The sequence below is a fragment of the Enterobacter sp. ku-bf2 genome, from assembly GCF_001742765.1.
Taxonomy (GTDB): Bacteria; Pseudomonadota; Gammaproteobacteria; order Enterobacterales; family Enterobacteriaceae; genus Enterobacter; species Enterobacter quasiroggenkampii.
Genome location: NZ_MDVW01000009.1, coordinates 1 through 17318, shown reverse-complemented (window position 1 = coordinate 17318; position 17318 = coordinate 1). Strand labels below are relative to the sequence as shown.

The following is a 17318-nucleotide window of genomic DNA, read 5'->3' as shown; positions in this document are numbered from 1 at the left end:
GAGAAAGGTCTCGAATATTGGAAAAAACAATGATGAATAATGGCTCTTATCCTTGTCCATGCTGTGGAAATAAAACAATTGATGAGCTGGGTTGTTATGAAATTTGCCCTGTATGTGGGTGGGAAGATGACCCTGTACAATCGGCTGATCCAGATTTTTCTGGCGGGGCAAACTCTTCGAATTTAAATGAGGCGAAACGAGCATTTAACAAACAGTAACTGATAAAACGATCCCAGCCATTGAGCTGGGATCGTTTTATCAGCCTTTAATCCCTTGAAACGCTTAACAGCGAAAAAAGTTGCATCAGATGTACCTTAGCAAAAACACCCTGTAAGTTACTGACTGGACAGGTAAAACTGTGTTGTTCCTGCCGGAATGCACAGGAAAGCGTTGTTGTTGAGAATAACTCGCTGAGTGATGTTGCTGATTATCTGGCAACGGCTAAAAAGCCGGAGGACAGATACAAGGATGCGCAGCAGCAACTGAAAAACGCGGTTGACGAGTTTAAGGCGAAGAACTGCGCCGGACTCAGTGCAGCGGTCTGTGGTGCGAAAATGGACGCCCACCGGGATGAACTGCTGGCAGGTTTTGCGGAAGCAGGCAGCGATTATATTCCTGTTTATGGGGATATCAAGAGCTTCCAGGAAGCAGACAGTGCGCTGGGTTATCTGGCCGCAGTCGTTGGTATACTGCCGGGGCTTGGCGATGAAGCCGGTGCTTTTCTAAAAGGTGCGGATAAGGCACTCAAAGCGGGCGATCTCGAAACTGCGTCTAAACTAATCAATAAAGCCAGTAACGAGATAGAAGCTGTTGCTCGCCCATCCCACAGGCAATCAGAGCTTGATGTTGGTAAAGATCTCGGTGACGGATGGCGCGAACAAGTCAGTTTCAAAGACGGCAAAGAGGTTCCTTACGGTACAAAAGGTGGAGTTCGCCCTGACTGGTGTCAGGGAAATGTTTGTAGTGTTGAAGTGAAGAACTATAATATTACGACTAACAAAAATGGGTTGATTAATAATGTAGCAAAACAGGCTGTTGAGCGGCAGAAAAATTTACCTGCGGGAATGCGGCAAGAGGTTGTAATTGATATCCGCGGACAAAAAGTCACCTCCATTCAGGAAGATGCAATCATTAAAGGGATTGTTCAGAAAACCAATGGGGCAATTAAACCCACAGATATTCAATTTAAGAGGTAATGAGTATGAGGCATATTGGGTTTATGGGAGGGAGTTCACTAGTAGAACTAGGGACTGCCTCTGAAATGATTGACTTCTTGGATTTTTTTCATAAAAAAATGGAAGGCAATGAAAACAGTGAGATATCAAACCGACTTTATAATAAATATATAAAGTTTGAGCAATTAGAAGAACTGGATTCGATAATAAAAGATATTAAATTGGCACTGTCCTCCGATGAAGATAAATATCTTAAGTATTTGTCAGGTATAGAAACATGTATCGAATCGGCGAAGATGTTCTATAACAGTTGGGGAATTTATCAACCACTTAAAATTGCTGTGACTGATGCACCTTATTATATAGAAGATAAAAACCGACCTTTAGAACAATACGATGTATTAAAGCCAAATGAATCACCGTTTTGGTTACGTTAATGACAAAACCCAAGCTCTTGTGGCTGGGGTTTTACTTTATCTGCCAGTCAGTTATCGTTCTTTTTCTGCGATTGATGATGACTTCAATCAAATCCGTCACCTGCCGCTGATTGCGGGCGGAGAGCTTACAGGTGTGGTTCCGGTAGATGACGCAGCAGAACCTGATACTGGCGAACCCGGCGGCAGACCTTGAGCTGCCGAGGCTGGGCGGTAGCGTCTCCGGGCCAGAAACGCGCGTCGGGGCAAAATGTTAATCGCGTTAAAGTCCGTCAGCAAAAACATGCTGTAACCTGCTGACTCGAAAGGGAAAACGGTCTTGCGCTCTCAATAACCGTGTCGGAACGAGTTGTTGTTGAGAATAATTATCTTAGCAGCAAACAGATAGATGCCTGGTCTGCTGAAATGAAGTCCTGTCAGGCCAGCGGCGGTGACTGTGATGGCATTATCAGAAAGTATGAGGAATTAAGTACCTCCCAGCAACGGCAGCTTATCAGTTACTGTGCGGCCAATCCGGCGACCTGTCAGCAGAAATATGGTGATGTGCTGGCTGATAGCATGGCGGTGAAGCATGCGCTGGATAAAGCACTGGGTCAGGACATTCCGGCAAAGATGGCTTATGATCATACTGCAACATGGATGCATCAGATCCAGGCCGATGGAGTTATTTCAACCAACAAAGTCTCGGAAGCCCTTCAGAAAGATTATGGTCTGGATGCGATTCAGGCTGATATTGTAGCTGGTGCGGTAGCAGCGGCGTTGTGGGGAATTAGTAAGGTCACCAAGCTAATTACACCTTAAATAAAGAAGGTGCAATGCTTGGTATAAATGGCCCAACAGTTCCAAGCAAGACATTGTGGATGGGAAAAGGCAAAGAGAGAATTGATGTTGAGAACCCAGCACCAGGAAAGAGAGCGGGTCAAATACATTATCAAGATAATAGTAACAACAAGTACTATTATGACTCTGTCACGCAAACTTTCCCTGATGCACCTAAAAATGTGAATGATAAGTTGAAAGACTCGGCTTTCAAAAATGCTATAGATAAAGGTATGACTAAATATCTGGGGGAAAAATGATATGCTGGCTAACTATTTAATGCTCCCTCAACTAGAATCCATATGTTGGGAGGATATGAAGAAAATTACTCTTCCTTACGAGCTAAACGAAGTTGTTGAGCAGGGTTTTGTGGAGTTATTTAGTTGTTTTTTATCAAAAAAACTCTTCGGTTATTGTGGGGGGGTTAAACCTGATTCTTTTGAAGATGAAATAGCCTTGGAGTGTTTTGTAAATTCTATCCATATAGAAGATTACGTAAGTGAAAATTACCTTCAACATTCTATTGTCTTTTGTAATTCAATGATTAAGGAATGGAATGAAAGCCATTCTGGGGTTCTAAATGTTATTATATCGTTGGATGATGAAACATTACTGCCAACAATAAAATTCCATTTAAAAAGAAAAGACGCTTCATGGCTAGATGAAGATAATCTTGACTCAAGTATTCAGGCTGTCTTAGTGACTACAGATGAAATTAATAAGGATAGATTATCAAGTCTACTGATTAAGTAAAAGAACCCAACCTTTAAGGTTGTGATCTTTTTGTCTGTCACTCAGCAGGCCGGATCGGCAACTGCCCCTTTTTCACGGTTAGGTGCCTGAATGCACGTAAGGAAGAAGCAAGGAAAGCATGATGGGGCGAATAACAAAGCTGATGGCATGGCTGCTGTGCGTCGGGGCGGTAGCGTATTCGGATGAAAAAGGCGCGTCGGGGCAAAAAGTTGCTGCTGTAGAAATGCCTTAGCAAAAATGGCCTGTAACTCACGGAAAATACAGGGAAAAGCTGGTTTTATCACAGCAACCTGCGTCGGAAATAGTTGTTGTTGAGAATAACGCGCTGAGTGCTGATCAAATTGGTGGTTTTGCAGCAAAAGCCAAAGGCTGTGAGGCTCGCGGCGACTGCGATAAGATCGTCAAGGAAATGGAGGATCTGAGTCTCAATCAACAGAAAGAAATGATTGCGGTCTGTTCCACCAACCCGTCAGCCTGTAAAGAGAAATACGGTGATATCCCGGCTAATGGCATGCTGGTTCGTAAGGCGCTTGACGGTCTGTTTGATGCTGATGTTCCGGCAGAAATGAAGAATGACTTATCTTCATTCTGGGCACAGCAGATGGAAGCGGAAGGTGTCGTTACCAGTACCGAGTTTGCGAGCCAGCTGGAAAGCCGGTATGGCATGGACAAACAGCAGTCTGAAATCCTGGCAATGGCGGTGCTTGGTGCAGTGACCGGCGGGATGGGCAAAGCTGGCGCGTCAACACCAGGCAAAACGATATCGGCCAAGCCCGAATGGTTGCAGAATGTTCAGGCGGGTAATAAGTTTAACGCAGAACAGTCTAAAAATTATCCGTACAATGAATTGTATGTGAACAAACCTAACGGAAACGACTATTATCGTGTTGATTCATATAACCCGGCTACAGGTGAGATAGTGTCACGTAAGTTCACGCAGTTCTCTGATATCACTGAATCAACAGCGACTAATTACATCCGGGAGGCTGTGAATAAATACCCTGCAGGTGCAACCATTGCTAAAGTTCCATCAAGTGGTTCATTTGGCGGTGATGCGTTGCGTGGGACTAATATTTTAGAAGTTCCTCCTCAGGTAAAACCCATTCCACAATCGGTTTTGAAAGCAGCAGATAAGGCTGGGGTGGTAATACGTGATACAAATGGGAAGGTTTATCAATGAAGCAAGATGTATTTTATTGTAAATCATGGTTTAGAGCAAAAAATAAACCAATTGATGTATGGCTAGAAAAGAAAGCATATAAAAATCATATGACTGGTGAGTCTTACACCGCACTCATTGGCTCAGAATCTACGCCATCATGTTTTATTGAAGTAATGAAAAATAAAGGATGGGTTGGGGTAAGTTTTTTAAATGAAAACTTGCAAGAGTATTTGCTATACAATTTTAAAATTCTTGATGATAATCGTTTGTTTTTATCAATGGCTGTTTATCGTGAATTTGCTGAACACGATGGCGAAGGTGCAGGTATATTAAATGTGTCGCATGGCACTACATATATCTTTAATGAAGATGGTAGTGCTGTGGTAAGAGAAGAACAGTTTAATCCCTATAAACTGGACGAAAGTCAAACAACGGTCGATGTAGCCGGAAATTATGAGCAGTTCCCCGAATTTGGAGAGTATGACTCTTTGATTCGAAAAGAACGCTAAAATTATTCAGCCAATTACAGACGCTTCTGAGGCGTGTGTCGTGGCATCACGTCTTCATAGTGATCTGTTGGTGGGGTAGCAGATCCGGTGTCACGGCCGGGCGGTAGCGTCTGAGGGGCCAAAACGCTTAACAGCGCAAAAAATTGCAGCAGCAGATGTACCTTAGCAAAAATAGCCTGCAAGCTACTGACTTAACTGGGAAAACTGTGTTGTTCCTGCCGGAATGCACAGGAAAGCGTTGTTGTTGAGAATAATTATCTGAGCCAGCCAGAAAAGACTGAGCTTGAGATAGCGAAGCGGAAACTGAACGACCCAGATCCGGCAGTACGTGAAGCGGCACAGAAGAAAGTTGCTGAACTGACGGAACTGAATATCAGTCGTGACCAGAAGGTGATTGATGCCTGTGGCAACGGCGAGGCAGACAGTGCGGGTTGTGCAACGGAAAGAGCGAAAGCGTATGCGGCGAAAGCCGGATATGAAATCGGGCCTTATAACTCGAAGTTCAGCCAGCAGTATCCGGATGCTTATGGCCAGCTAGTTGGCTTGTTAAACAGTACGACGCCTGATGCACAGAATCAGCAAAAGGTAACGGAAGGACTGGCTAACTACTTTATGACTGCCACGGGTGTGGATTATGATACGGCGCTGAGTTATGCCAAAACCAAGCAGGGAGCGGATATTATTCTTGCTTCTGTGGCGCTGGGGGCGAATTTACAGGCAGTAAATTCGTATCTGGTCTCAAAAGGTGCAGTTACAACGGCTAATGCGGCAAAGAGTACATCTACTGTCACCAAACTATCATATGTTGAAGAGCCTCCATTTAATCCTTCAGGGACGGCAGGTGCGGCGCAATCGTGGTCAACCAAAGGTCGTAAAAATATGTAGAACTTCGAACACAAGGTAAAATCCGCTTTGTTCCTGATAGCAATTACTCACCCAGCAATCCATTACCACGGGGGCCGAATAATGGCTACCTTGATAAATTCGGTAATGAATGGGTAAAAGGCCCATCGCGTACCGCAGGACAGGCTTTTGAATGGGATGTACAACTGTCACCAAAAGGCAAAGCTCAACTTGGCTGGGCAACAAGAGATGGTTCGCATCTGAATGTATCTCTTGATGGGCGAATAACACATAAATAAGCAAGGCAAGCATTATGGAAAATAAGATTGGTTTTTATCAGGAAGTGGAAATATCTCCTGACTGCAAAGAAACAAATAAGAAATACGCAGGTAAAAAAGGGGGGGTTATGGGGATAAGTGAAGAAGATGGAATACTTTATGGGTACTCAATAAAGCTTTATGACGAGGAATATCTTTTGTCCTTTGATAAAGATGAAGTTATCCCAACAGGGAAACAGTTTACGCAAGATGATTTTTATTAACTGAGTAGAGTCAATTCCGGCTTTCGCGCCGGGATCGTGTTATCAGCGGTTATACTTCCGAAAAATATCCCTTGCTACGCTTGGCAACCCGGCTTTGGTAGCCAAATGAAAGATAACGCTCAGAAAACTAGTCAGATATTTCAGGGGCAGAGTATTTATCAAGCGAAGAAGCCTGTTGGAGACTATATTGCTAAAGGCGATAAGCGCTATCTTGATGGGCTACATAAAGATCATATCGAGGTTTTTGATAGTAAAGGAAAAGTTAAAGCTGTCCCGAATATTGATGGTTCGTTTAATGATGCAAAGACTAAGGCGGCTAAAGCCAAAGGTCAGAGATTGCCTAAATGATTGATATCAGTAATTTAGATAAATTTAAAGATGTCTATTTGGAGCTGTTAAAGCATGAGGCAGGGGAAGAACTCGATGAGGATGATCTTTATTTGGCTGAAGATTTTTCAATAGTTCAAAGTTTTCAAAAGGATATGAAAAATCTTAACTTAACAATCGAGCTGTTTTTTGCTGCAAAAGAAAATAAAGATGAATTAGCAATGCAGGCAGCATTGTTACGGATATCAACTTTTTTATCAGGGATATCTGGAATTTTTGAACAAACGAGAGAAGATATTGATCGTTATGTCAAAATTCCCCATGTAGCCGATTTCCCAGAGAATTATAAAATACCAGAGCAGTATAATTATTCTATTAAGTAAGACAGATCCCGGCCATAGAGCCGGGATCGTTTTATCGACCTCTTCATACCCACAATGCCCGTAGCGTGTACGGTCGAAAAAAGCGCGTCGGGGTAAAAGGTTTTCGGGCAGGAAGTACAGCATGAAAAGCCGATTGTAAGTAGCTGAAAGTAAATTGGAAAACCGGCTTCATCGCAGCAACCTGCGTCGGAGAGAGTTGTTGTTGAGAATAACTATCTGAGTGTGTCTGATAAAACTGAGCTTGAGCTGGCGAAACAGACACTTAAAAACAGTACTGATCCGGCAGAGCGCGAGAAAGCACAGCAGAAATATGACGCATTACTTGAGAAAGATATCGCCAGTGATAAGGAAGTTATTGATGCGTGTGGTAATGGTAACGCGGGAAGCTCAGCGTGTGCTGGTGCAAGACTAAAAGCCATTGCCTCAAAAGAGGGGGTATGAAGATGGCCCTTATAACTCGAATTATAGCCAACAGTACGCTGATGCGTATGGGCAGATAGTCAATCTCCTTGATATCACTAGCGTTGATGAACAGAATCAGCAGCAGGTGAAAGATGCCATGTTTAACTATTTCATGGTCACCAAAGGGGTGGATCGTCAGACCGCAGAAAGCTACACCGAAACGAAACAGGGTCTGGAGATCATTGCGGCTTCGTTAACACCAATTTTGGGTTCTGCTGCGGCAAAACAATTAAGTAAAGTTGGTGATGCCAATCTAAAAGCCGTAGCCAAGGGAAATATGGATGGAGTGAAGTTTTCTGACACCAACCAAGGTATAAGACGTTCACAGTTAGCTGATTTCAACAAGCCGACTCTTATTAACGATGTTGTTCAGGCTAAGATCGATAAACGTCCTGATAAAAATTACCCCAATGGAAATATGGGGACTGCTCATGCGGAAGTTGGTGTGATTCAGCAGGCCTTTGACAAAGGAATGACTCAAGGGCGTGAAATGACTATGAGTGTAGGTGGCAAAGAGGTATGCAATTATTGTTTGAGTGATGTAAAAGTTATGGCTGAAAAAGCTGGCTTAAAGTCATTAACAATATACGAAGAAACGACAGATAATGTTCTCTTTTGGCAGCAAGGAATGAAAAAAATTGAGAATAGAGGACCTGCAAAATGATGATGAATTATGAACTTTCTCGTTTGTTTGATGGTGAGATGTATGTCATAAATAAGTATCCTTCATGGTCTGACGTGCTCGACTTTTTAAATATTTTGAAGAATAGCAGTGGCAGCGTGAATATCAGAATTATCAATGCTCCAGATATTGGACCTGAAAGACTTAGTGTTGAGGCTGAGAACGGATTTTATCTGGTCACTTTACTTGAATATGATGAATCCGGAGGAGATGTAAGATCCATATGGGATAAAACGTCGTCATCTGGAGGGCATGTCATTATCCGTGGTAATTATTGGCCTGAACGCCAACTTACAAAAGACTTTGACCTTGTGGTAAAGATCTTTAAAGAGTTTTTCAATACTGGCAACGTATCAACTGACCTTCTTAATTGATATATAGATCCCAGACTACAGCATCCAGCATCGCCTGTGGTGATATAGTTTTCTGATTTGATAGTGGGCGGCAGACTCTGTGTCACGGCGGGGCGGTGGCATCTCCTAGTCAAAAACGCGCATCGGGGCAAAAAGTTGCCGCGCCGGAAGTACAGCAGGGAAAACGGCTGTAAATCACGGAAAATACAGGGAAAAATGTTATCATCACAGCAATGTACACAGGATCGAATTGTTGTTGAGAATAACACGCTCAGCCCAGGGCATGATGAGGAAGAGTTTGAGAAAGAGCATGGCGACCGGTTGCCAAAAGTTTATAACCTTGCCAGGCCCGGGGTGTTGTTTGACGAAGATGGCAAGCCGATTCCTGGAACTGCTGGACTTGGCATTGAAGCAGTTCCGATTGGTGGCAAATTTAAAGATACTCAGATTAGGACAGAAACCAAGAAAGCAGAACCTTTGGGTAATGCCTATGGACACTGGACAAAACATGGGAAAGAATTTCCTGAGTATCAGAATGCTAAGCAATATGTTGATGCAGCCCATAATTTTATGACAACCCCACCGAAAGGTACCTTAACTAAAACTCGCCCTAACGGAGACACGCTGTATTACAATCCTGCGACTAATGTCTTTGCTTCAAAAGATATAAATGGTGTACCGCGTACAATGTTTAAACCAGAGGAAGGTCTCGAATATTGGAAAAAACAATGATGAATAATGGCTCTTATCCTTGTCCATGCTGTGGAAATAAAACAATTGATGAGCTGGGTTGTTATGAAATTTGCCCTGTATGTGGGTGGGAAGATGACCCTGTACAATCGGCTGATCCAGATTTTTCTGGCGGGGCAAACTCTTCGAATTTAAATGAGGCGAAACGAGCATTTAACAAACAGTAACTGATAAAACGATCCCAGCCATTGAGCTGGGATCGTTTTATCAGCCTTTAACCCCTTGAAACGCTTAACAGCGAAAAATATACCAATACAGGGAAAACAGACTCATCGGGTAACGCTATTTACAGTAATAATGGTAGTTATTATACTTTTGATAGCACGCCAAAAAATGGCACCCTATCTCCAAACCCAGCGAATAAAATTCGCCAGAACTATGATCAGGGAAAAGCATTCGAAGATAGCATTTATCAAAAATATTCACAGGGAATGACCGATTCAGGCAGAGAGGTTACAATCAAAACTGGAAGTGGGGTAAATGTTAGAGTGGATATTATGACGAAAGATAGTAGCGGGAATATTTTCTGTGTCGAATGTAAAAGCTCAGAGACAGCACCTTTAACGCCTAATCAAAAGATCGGCTACCCAGAAATAGAAAATAGTGGTGGTGTGATTACGGGAGTAGGCAAACCCGGATTTGATGGTGGGACAGTGATTCCACCAACAAAGATTGACGTGATAAGACCAGGCAAAGATAAAGGTTAAATATGTCAGTAGAAGACCTTAATAAAATTGATTTTATGGGAATCCCTGAAAATGAGCCAGACGCTATCAGTCTGGCTATATCAGATCATCTGGCTTGGGGTGAGAACACAAATGATCATTTGTATAAATTACAGGAAAAAATAAATTCATATATTGAGTTTATAGACAGTGGGCACATGGAAGAAAGTTTCCCTAAATCTAAAGGGAAAACAAAGAAAATTATTGAGATTTACTTCAAAAATTCTCCGCCGAAAGATGTTCTGTTTTTCTTTGATAAAGTTGAAAGTGTTTTGGCTGGGATTAATGTAAAGCTACAGTTAAAGTAAGTATAGCTAATGTGATGTTTTTATTGTTTTATGAGCCTGCTTGTTCAGGCTCTATCTTTTATACCTTCTCATGATCAGTTCTCTACTGGCAGCCTGGCATGAAATCTCTCAAGGCTAGGGAATAAAATGACTTTCAAAATGAGTTGGACACTGGACAAAACAGGTGGAAATAAACAGATCTCAAATTGGGATATGGTATTAAATCAGTTTAAACAAATTCAGGGAAGAAAAGGAACCCTTACTCTTGATATACTTAATAATAGCGATGATAGCGCTGGAATGCTTCAGGTCAGAACGGAGAATAGTTATTACTTAATAACATTAGGTGAAATTGTCAAAGATGAATATCAAATAAGAACGTACTGGGATTCATCTTAACCTGATACAGGAATGGTGATTCTTGGAGATTACTGGCCGGAATCTCAGGTTACAAAAGACTGTTAACTTATTGTAAAGATCTTAAAAGAGTTTTTTGATACTGGCAACGTATCAAAGGAATATCTTAATTGAAATATAAAGCCAAAACTTCGGCGTTCGCAGTGATGCTGTAGTTTTTTGGAATGATGCTGGAGTGGCAGATACGAGTCACTCTAGGGCGGTAGCGTATTCAGGCCAAAAATGCGCGTCCGGGAAAAATATTGGAAGCACCGAAACTCCTTAACAAAAATGGACTGTAACCTCCTAACTACATTGGGAAATCACCCATAAATTCTCAATAACTGTATCGGAAAGAGTTGTTGTTGAGAATAACTCGCTCAGTGAAGCTGCTGATTATCTGGCAACGGGTAAAAAGCCGGAGGACAGATACAAGGACGCGCAGCAGCAACTGAAAGACGCGGTTGACGAGTTTAAGGCGAAGAACTGCGACGGACTATACACCAGAACAAGTTCAACAAGATGCACTTGATCTTTGTGGTGCGATATGTAGGGATACAGATGCGCTAAGAGGTAACATGATTGAGCGTGGATATGATCCCAAGCAGGTTGATGACGCAATAAAACAGATTATTGATAAAAATCGTCAGACTGGAGTGATTAAGTGATGTTGATGTGGAATGATTTTGTCGAAATGTTAGGCTGCCAGAAGATGGATGAAAGATTCATCCATCTTTCTCAAGAGTTTAATGAATTACCTAAACGTGATGAAAGTGTTTTAGGTGATAGAGAATATTATTCATTCATCGGTTCAGGTATATTATTTTTATTGGATAATGGGATCGTGGATCAAATTAGTTTTTACATTGAGGCTGATGAAGGATTTTCCAAATTTAAAGGTGATTTACCGTTATCTTTTGGTTGTTCTGAGTCTGAAGTTATTCATCATTTTGGAGTGCCCTCATCTTCAGGGGGGGGGGCGGAAGATGCACTTCTTGGTTATATGAATCGCTGGATAAAATATGAGGAAAAGAGTTATGCGATGCATCTGCAGTTCAATAAAAATGATAAATTATGCAGAGTGACGCTTATGAGATAATTTCTTCTCATGAGTATAGAACTTTTTTCTGAGGAATAAGTTATTTTGGGACAATTTTAGTTGATTGGTAAAATTAACCATATTATCCCTCTCGGTTGAAGAGGGTACGCTGAGGTAAAAATTGTCGGCCAGAAGACTCGGCAGACCGAAAATTGATAACAGATTGAAAATTCTGGCGGCCATTTTAGTTTTGGGGTTAAGCTACCCCAGCCTCTCCACCCGCGTCTCCCCCTCCACCCTCGACAGCTGATACAGCGAAACGATCGCTGCTTCTCAATCAACGGCGCAAGCACCGGCGAGTGGCTGGTGAGCCAGATCTGCGAGTAGCGGCTGGCCGGCGGGCAGCATCTGAGAATGCAGTCAGTTTTCCGGTTCGTTCAACGCGATAAATGCCGGTGGGCGCGGGCTTAACAGCGCTACCGCCAGGTACAGAAAGCGCAGGATGCCGTCGGAGAACTCCGCCGGTGTTGTCGCTGTAAAACACGCAGATGGGGAAGGCCTGGCCAAGGATACGTATCAGCTTTAGCGGCAGCGGTCACGCAGTCAGCGGTAGCCGACGGTGCTATCATTGTTCGCGACCAGGCTAACCAGAAGCAGGACGTCAGCACGCTCAGCCGTGACACTGACCATGCCAACGGCAGCATCGACACGATCTTTAACAAAGAGAAAGAGCAGAAACGCCTGCAAACCGCGCAAATGATTGGCGAGATCGGCAATCAGGTTGCGGATATTGCGCGCACCAACGGCAAGATTGCGGCCACGGAAGCGGCCAACGAGAAGATGAAAACCGCGGGCAGCGATGCGCGTAACGCCGCCATCAGCCAGCTGAAAAAAGACGGTAAAGAGGTTACCGATCAGGCGATTCATGACCAGATGTACCAGACCTTCTATAACGAAGCGTTTAACCAGTCTGGCATGGGAACGGGGCAGAGCACCCAGCGCGCCATCACGGCAGCAACGGCGGCCATTCAGGCGCTGGCAGGTGGCGATATTAAAGCTGCGATTGCGGGTGGTGCCGCGCCGTATATCGCCAATGCCATCGCGAATGCCATCCCGGAGACGGATCTTAAGGGACGCGTGCTGGCCCATGCGGTTGTCAACGCCGCACTTGCAGCCGCTTCCGGCAGAGATGGGGCGTCGGCCGCAGCCGGTGCAGCGGTGGGTGAGCTTGTCGGCAAAATTGCGGTAGACAAGCTGGCCGGTAAGATTGCGGTTGACGGTTTTGGCAAACAGGTCAGCGAACTGAGTGAGGAAGATAAACAGACGGTATCTGCGCTGGCGACACTGGCTTCTGGCCTGGCTGGCGGGCTTGTCGGAGACCGCAGTGCGAACGCGGTAGCGGCGGCTCAGGCGGGCAAGACGACGGTTGAGAATAATGCGCTGGGTCCGAACAGCTTCGGAAAAGGCATGGCTGATATGGGGTTATCCCAGCAGTCGCTTGCAGCCAGTATGATCCAGAATGGCGCTACAGCAGATGAGTTAACAGAAGCACTGATTAAAAACTCACAGGGTCAGATACCTGAAGGGCAGGATGCCGTTAAAGGTCTGTTGACTGCCTGGGGCGAATTCTTTGGGGTTCCGGTCAGTGCGTTGACCGCAAATGGAGAAATGACACCGCAACAAGCTGCGGAAATCCTGGCGAGTGGTGTGCCGACGAGTGAAGCAAAACTGATTCAGTATGTAGCAGCTAAAGCGTTTTTATCTGTTGCGAAAAGCTCCGATCTTGGATTATCACCTGCAAACCAGAAATATGTGGATATCCTTTCGCCGGAAGCGAAACAGCATATTTTATATGGGGATAGCCCCACACAAGGTGGACATCTGTATCCCGGAAATCCAGGAAAAACAGTTTTCCCTCAAAGTTGGTCAGCAGACAAGGTTGTTCATACTGTGGGTGATATAGCCACTTCACCCGATACCAAATGGTTTGCCCAGACCGGAACGGGCGGGACGTATACAAATGCAGGAAGACCAGCAAGATGGGTTGCCTGGGAAGAGCGAGAAGGTGTTAGAGTTCGTGTGGTATACGAGCCAGCTAGTGGGAAAATAGTAACAGCGTTCCCGGATAATAATCCGACACCTCCAGCTTTAAAGCCAATTAAGAAATAGTGTGGGCGCAATGGATATTAATGACAAAATTAGATCTTTAGGTGAAGGGTTAAAGGACCGATTGGATCCTTCGCTAGTTGACTTTGCCCTAGATTATATTGGGTTCTCAGAGAACGTATTAGCATTCGAAACGCTATGTGATCACATCGCTGATTATGATGTTGTGATTAGCAAAGATGAATACACACAAGTGCTTAAAATAGCTAATGATCTTGGACTAGAAATAGATAGTAGATATACATATATCAATCCAGAAAAATAACATCCTGATAGCTATGACTAATCCCGGCCTCAGGCCGGGATCTTCTTATTAACCGTCAGCCCTTAACCGGCTCGATTACCAGTCATCCCTGTGCCACGCTGACAATGACCGGCGTGTCGGTGCTGAATCCCGCTTCTGCCATCCAGTTACCATTCAGGCGCAGGCTGGGGCTGTGGGAAAACCAGGTGGCAGTGTAGTTGTGGTGGTAAAGATGCCGGATACTGACATAGCCGATCTTCATCCGCCGCTGTGCTTTGGAAAAAGATCTTTGGCGTAGAATCGCGTTTACAGGCTCTTTAACAGCGATGGGGAAAGAGAAAACGGGGAGCAAAACCGCGTATCGGGATGTTGCATACGGTTCAGTAAAATGCACCGGGAAAAAGTGGTTATAACATGCTGATGATACAGGGAAAAAATGGGTTCATCGTAGCAACCTGCGTCGGAAAGAGTTGTTGTTGAGAATAACTCGCTGAGTGCTGATCAGATCGATAACTTTGCGGCGAGGGCGAAAGGTTGTGAGGCCCGTGGTGACTGTGGTCAGATCGTGAAAGAAATGGAAGATCTGAGTCTCAAGCAGCGTAATGAACTGATCGCAACATGTGCTTCGAGCCCGACAGCCTGCAAAGAGAAGTACGGTGACATCCCTGCTAACAGTTTGTTGGTTCACGAAGCCATAGACAGGGCATTGGGTGAAGATATTCCGTGGGCAATGAAGAATGACTTATCCGTTCTGTTGATGCAGCAGATGGATGAGTCAGGGATAGTGAGCAGTACTGACTTTGCCCAACGGCTGGAAAAACAGTATGGTCTTGACAGTCAGAGAGCCGAAATTTTAGCGGGAGCGGCAATGGCAGCCGTGACCGGTGGGTTGGGTAAAGGCGGGAAGCCTGCGGCTGGAACCACAGGGAAAAATATCGTTGTGGTTGACTCGGGCAAGAAAGGTGCCTGGAACAAGGCGATGAACAAGCCGGAGCCGAACACTATTTATAAAGTGGACGGCGATAAGACTTATCACACTGATAACCTGGCCAGACCCACTCAGGTTGAAGCAACTCTTAGCGCAAATGTGAAAGACCGGAATGGTTATCAGCAATGTAAGGCGGGTAGATGTGGTAATCTTGGAGATGAAGGTGGGCATTTAATAGCCAGTATATTTAATGGTCCAGGTGAAAAATTAAACCTGCTACCAATGGATGGAAACCTTAATAAAGGTGCCTGGAAAAGTATGCAAAACACTTGGGCTAAGGCATTAAGTGAAGGTAAAGATGTTAAAGTTAATATCCAGCCATCTTATACAGGTAACAGCGTAAGGCCGGATAAATTCTATGTTGAGTACTCTATAAATGGCGGAAGGCCGGTATCTGAAACGTTTAAAAATGTACCCGGAGGTAAGTAGTGAGGACTGATCAAGAGATTTATAATGATATAGGTTCAGTACTGCTATCCATTGCGCCTGAAAATGCATCCAAAGTGATCATGAGAGCAGAACTGTCTCCTGAAAATGATCATTGTAAATGTGAATTTGACTATATAAATGCAGATACTGGCAATACTGATTGGTTTTCGGCAGGGGCACAAGCAAACGGTGATTTATTTGATTTTCTTGTGGAATTAAGAAATTATTTTCTAGATAACTTTAAATCTCAGGAAAAGCCATTCTGGCATGGCTGTGAAGTGACAGTATATGTAGAGGCTTTAAAGATTAATATTGAATTTAAATACGAAGATTGATTCACCGGTCAATTAACTAGGAACAAACTTCCGGAAACAGGAAGTACAGATATACATCGTGGGAGGAAATGATGAAATCAGGAATTGCAGTCTCAATCTTAGATCCTTATGACTGGTTACCATCATATGGTGAAAATTCAGTGTCTATTGAGTCCAGAGACTTAGAATTTATCGTTAAGATTGAATATGATGCTGCAAATGAGAATCAGGGTCCTAACTATAGGGAGTTACGATTTGATAAGGTGTGTGATTTTCATCACACCTCTTTCCCTGGATTGTCCAGACTCGATATAGATTACTCCAGCGATGCCAGGACTCCATTAACTGGAACCCTGATCGAATATCCTGACTCTGAAGTTGCAATTGCATGGAGTAGGCATTTTGGTGGAATAAGGCACATAAAACACTATAAGATTATTTTCCTTTCTGAAAATATTTCTTTAGAAATATTTGCTGAAAATGTGATTTTGAGCTCTGAATTTTCTATTCCTCGTGAATGATTTGTGCTGGAGAAATTAATTAAGTTAACCAAATACCATTATCTACTTGATAGAATTTAACGCCCTGATGATAGAGATATAGGGTATTAATTTTAGTACAATAGGTGTCCCGTGACGCATTCCAATCTGAATTACCATCTCTTTATCTATTGGAAAAGGTACAAATAGTTATTGACATGCTCAAGTTTTGTCTTTGAGAGAAAGATAGGCTAAAATCGAATAATTAAGGTAATGAATAATGAATAAAACAGTATGGAAGTTTATAGAGCCACCAAATATTGCAGTTATTGCTAATAGAAAAATTATCACTTCAGGGGCGTGGATAGCTTATGTTTCCCATGATAGTGACGATGGCGCCTGGCAATTTCATATAAGTGGTTCTGATTCAGTTAATGAAAATGATGCTGTTTTAGTTAGCCTTCAAGAAATAGTTAATATTGATCATACTATTACTATATTAGCAGACCTCCCTTTGGGGTGGTGCGCATGGCGGAACTCAAAAGATGATGTATGGGAAAAATCTCCTTTAAGTAAATGATATTCTTAATTAAAATGCATAACTCAGCAGAGTAGACCTGCTAATGCCCATATTTGGTCCCGCCTTCAGTTTGCGGTTTTTTTAAGGCTGCTTTTTTATCCGGTAATATCATTGTTCGCGACCAGGCTAACCAGAAGCAGGACGTCAGCACGCTCAGCCGTGACACTGACCATGCCAACGGCAGTATCGACCCGATCTTTAACAAAGAGAAAGAGCAGAAACGCCTGCAAACCGCGCAAATGATTGGCGAGATCGGCAATCAGGTTGCGGATATTGCGCGCACTAACGGCAAGATTGCGGCCACGGAAGCGGCCAACGAGAAGATGAAAACCGCGGGCAGCGATGCGCGTAACGCCGCCATCAGCCAGCTGAAAAAAGACGGTAAAGAGGTTACCGATCAGGCGATTCATGACCAGATGTACCAGACCTTCTATAACGAAGCGTTTAACCAGTCTGGCATGGGAACGGGGCAGAGCAC

The 17318-nt window shown here is 43.7% G+C and carries 26 protein-coding genes and 6 pseudogenes; 30 read left to right on the top strand and 2 right to left on the bottom strand.

Annotation, left to right across the window (positions count from 1 at the left end; all coding sequences use genetic code 11):
• The first annotated feature begins 32 nt into the window (after positions 1-32).
• From BFG58_RS23275 to BFG58_RS12225, 22 genes and pseudogenes are all read left to right on the top strand, one after another.
• Positions 33-218 carry a CPCC family cysteine-rich protein gene (locus BFG58_RS23275; RefSeq protein WP_071530933.1) on the top strand — a complete coding sequence of 62 codons (186 nt, stop codon included), beginning with the start codon at positions 33-35 and terminating at the stop codon, positions 216-218.
• A 336-nt stretch (positions 219-554) separates the two neighbouring features.
• Positions 555-1196, top strand: a complete 642-nt coding sequence (locus BFG58_RS12305) for a hypothetical protein (RefSeq protein ID WP_069719883.1) — start codon at positions 555-557, stop codon at positions 1194-1196.
• A 5-nt stretch (positions 1197-1201) separates the two neighbouring features.
• Positions 1202-1612: a hypothetical protein gene (locus BFG58_RS12300; protein WP_048226965.1), complete on the top strand. Its 411-nt coding sequence runs from the start codon at positions 1202-1204 to the stop codon at positions 1610-1612.
• Between the two features lie 119 nt (positions 1613-1731).
• A pseudogene (locus BFG58_RS24320) lies at positions 1732-1818 on the top strand (recombinase XerD); the annotation flags it as partial.
• A gap of 127 nt (positions 1819-1945) precedes the next feature.
• Entirely contained in the window at positions 1946-2410 is a 465-nt protein-coding gene (locus tag BFG58_RS12295; RefSeq protein ID WP_069719882.1) for a hypothetical protein, read from the top strand.
• 14 nt (positions 2411-2424) lie between these two features.
• Positions 2425-2688: a hypothetical protein gene (locus tag BFG58_RS12290; RefSeq protein ID WP_069719881.1), complete on the top strand. Its 264-nt coding sequence runs from the start codon at positions 2425-2427 to the stop codon at positions 2686-2688.
• A 1-nt stretch (position 2689) separates the two neighbouring features.
• Positions 2690-3181: a hypothetical protein gene (locus BFG58_RS12285; protein WP_069719880.1), complete on the top strand. Its 492-nt coding sequence runs from the start codon at positions 2690-2692 to the stop codon at positions 3179-3181.
• Between the two features lie 409 nt (positions 3182-3590).
• A complete protein-coding gene (locus tag BFG58_RS23270; protein WP_083261479.1) occupies positions 3591-4361 on the top strand; it encodes a hypothetical protein in 771 nt (256 codons plus the stop codon).
• Positions 4358-4852 (top strand): hypothetical protein, encoded by a 495-nt coding sequence (locus BFG58_RS12275; RefSeq protein WP_069719879.1) that lies wholly within the window; start codon positions 4358-4360, stop codon positions 4850-4852. Before BFG58_RS23270 ends, BFG58_RS12275 begins: the two co-directional genes overlap by 4 nt.
• 258 nt (positions 4853-5110) lie before the next feature.
• The gene (locus tag BFG58_RS24190) at positions 5111-5737 is read left to right on the top strand and encodes a DUF6862 domain-containing protein (RefSeq protein WP_368072907.1); all 627 of its coding nucleotides are present in this window, start codon (positions 5111-5113) and stop codon (positions 5735-5737) included.
• Positions 5738-5757: 20 nt separating this feature from the next.
• Complete coding sequence (locus BFG58_RS24445) at positions 5758-5994, top strand: polymorphic toxin type 17 domain-containing protein (RefSeq protein WP_217627978.1); 237 nt, start codon at positions 5758-5760, stop codon at positions 5992-5994.
• Positions 5995-6008: 14 nt separating this feature from the next.
• On the top strand, positions 6009-6236 hold the full coding sequence (locus BFG58_RS12265) for an Imm31 family immunity protein (protein ID WP_023326403.1): 228 nt from the start codon (positions 6009-6011) through the stop codon (positions 6234-6236).
• A gap of 105 nt (positions 6237-6341) precedes the next feature.
• Positions 6342-6584 carry a hypothetical protein gene (locus BFG58_RS12260; RefSeq protein WP_069719877.1) on the top strand — a complete coding sequence of 81 codons (243 nt, stop codon included), beginning with the start codon at positions 6342-6344 and terminating at the stop codon, positions 6582-6584.
• A complete protein-coding gene (locus BFG58_RS12255) occupies positions 6581-6946 on the top strand; it encodes a hypothetical protein (RefSeq protein ID WP_069719876.1) in 366 nt (121 codons plus the stop codon). The genes BFG58_RS12260 and BFG58_RS12255 overlap by 4 nt, the downstream gene beginning before the upstream one ends.
• 201 nt (positions 6947-7147) lie before the next feature.
• A pseudogene (locus tag BFG58_RS24315) lies at positions 7148-8072 on the top strand (DUF6862 domain-containing protein); the annotation flags it as partial.
• Positions 8069-8464: a hypothetical protein gene (locus BFG58_RS12245; RefSeq protein WP_083261478.1), complete on the top strand. Its 396-nt coding sequence runs from the start codon at positions 8069-8071 to the stop codon at positions 8462-8464. The pseudogene BFG58_RS24315 and the gene BFG58_RS12245, both read left to right, overlap by 4 nt.
• Positions 8465-8659: 195 nt before the next feature.
• On the top strand, positions 8660-9175 hold the full coding sequence (locus tag BFG58_RS24310) for a hypothetical protein (RefSeq protein ID WP_254665199.1): 516 nt from the start codon (positions 8660-8662) through the stop codon (positions 9173-9175).
• A complete protein-coding gene (locus tag BFG58_RS23250; RefSeq protein WP_071530933.1) occupies positions 9175-9360 on the top strand; it encodes a CPCC family cysteine-rich protein in 186 nt (61 codons plus the stop codon). The genes BFG58_RS24310 and BFG58_RS23250 overlap by 1 nt, the downstream gene beginning before the upstream one ends.
• A gap of 264 nt (positions 9361-9624) precedes the next feature.
• The gene (locus BFG58_RS23855; RefSeq protein ID WP_139125309.1) at positions 9625-9900 is read left to right on the top strand and encodes a hypothetical protein; all 276 of its coding nucleotides are present in this window, start codon (positions 9625-9627) and stop codon (positions 9898-9900) included.
• Positions 9901-9902: 2 nt separating this feature from the next.
• Complete coding sequence (locus BFG58_RS12235) at positions 9903-10226, top strand: DUF6572 domain-containing protein (RefSeq protein WP_048226950.1); 324 nt, start codon at positions 9903-9905, stop codon at positions 10224-10226.
• A gap of 138 nt (positions 10227-10364) precedes the next feature.
• Entirely contained in the window at positions 10365-10604 is a 240-nt protein-coding gene (locus tag BFG58_RS24305) for a hypothetical protein (RefSeq protein ID WP_233099198.1), read from the top strand.
• Positions 10605-11265: 661 nt separating this feature from the next.
• A complete protein-coding gene (locus tag BFG58_RS12225; RefSeq protein ID WP_302622418.1) occupies positions 11266-11700 on the top strand; it encodes a hypothetical protein in 435 nt (144 codons plus the stop codon).
• A gap of 201 nt (positions 11701-11901) precedes the next feature.
• On the opposite strand, the pseudogene BFG58_RS24300 reads toward BFG58_RS12225, so the two are convergent.
• A pseudogene (locus BFG58_RS24300) lies at positions 11902-12226 on the bottom strand (AAA family ATPase); the annotation flags it as partial.
• Positions 12227-12237: 11 nt separating this feature from the next.
• Here BFG58_RS24300 and BFG58_RS23240 point away from each other — a divergent pair.
• The 3 genes and pseudogenes from BFG58_RS23240 to BFG58_RS12210 all read left to right on the top strand — a co-directional run.
• Positions 12238-13077, top strand: a pseudogene (locus BFG58_RS23240) (VENN motif pre-toxin domain-containing protein); the annotation flags it as partial.
• Between the two features lie 30 nt (positions 13078-13107).
• Positions 13108-13809, top strand: coding sequence for an EndoU domain-containing protein (locus BFG58_RS23235; protein WP_368072906.1), 702 nt, complete (start codon positions 13108-13110; stop codon positions 13807-13809).
• A 10-nt stretch (positions 13810-13819) separates the two neighbouring features.
• The gene (locus BFG58_RS12210; protein WP_059180798.1) at positions 13820-14071 is read left to right on the top strand and encodes a MafI family immunity protein; all 252 of its coding nucleotides are present in this window, start codon (positions 13820-13822) and stop codon (positions 14069-14071) included.
• A gap of 82 nt (positions 14072-14153) precedes the next feature.
• Here the strand turns inward: BFG58_RS12210 and BFG58_RS23230 are convergent, their stop codons facing one another.
• The gene (locus BFG58_RS23230) at positions 14154-14312 is read right to left on the bottom strand and encodes a SymE family type I addiction module toxin (protein WP_074180440.1); all 159 of its coding nucleotides are present in this window, start codon (positions 14310-14312) and stop codon (positions 14154-14156) included.
• A gap of 200 nt (positions 14313-14512) precedes the next feature.
• Between BFG58_RS23230 and BFG58_RS12205 the strand changes: the two are divergent.
• The 5 genes and pseudogenes from BFG58_RS12205 to BFG58_RS12195 form a co-directional block, all read left to right on the top strand.
• Positions 14513-15467: pseudogene (locus BFG58_RS12205) on the top strand (DNA/RNA non-specific endonuclease); the annotation flags it as partial.
• Positions 15467-15802: a hypothetical protein gene (locus BFG58_RS12200; protein WP_069719873.1), complete on the top strand. Its 336-nt coding sequence runs from the start codon at positions 15467-15469 to the stop codon at positions 15800-15802. The pseudogene BFG58_RS12205 and the gene BFG58_RS12200, both read left to right, overlap by 1 nt.
• A 68-nt stretch (positions 15803-15870) precedes the next feature.
• A complete protein-coding gene (locus BFG58_RS23850; RefSeq protein ID WP_139125308.1) occupies positions 15871-16302 on the top strand; it encodes a hypothetical protein in 432 nt (143 codons plus the stop codon).
• Between the two features lie 238 nt (positions 16303-16540).
• Positions 16541-16840 (top strand): hypothetical protein, encoded by a 300-nt coding sequence (locus BFG58_RS23225; protein WP_083261477.1) that lies wholly within the window; start codon positions 16541-16543, stop codon positions 16838-16840.
• A 53-nt stretch (positions 16841-16893) separates the two neighbouring features.
• Positions 16894-17318: pseudogene (locus tag BFG58_RS12195) on the top strand (filamentous hemagglutinin); the annotation flags it as partial.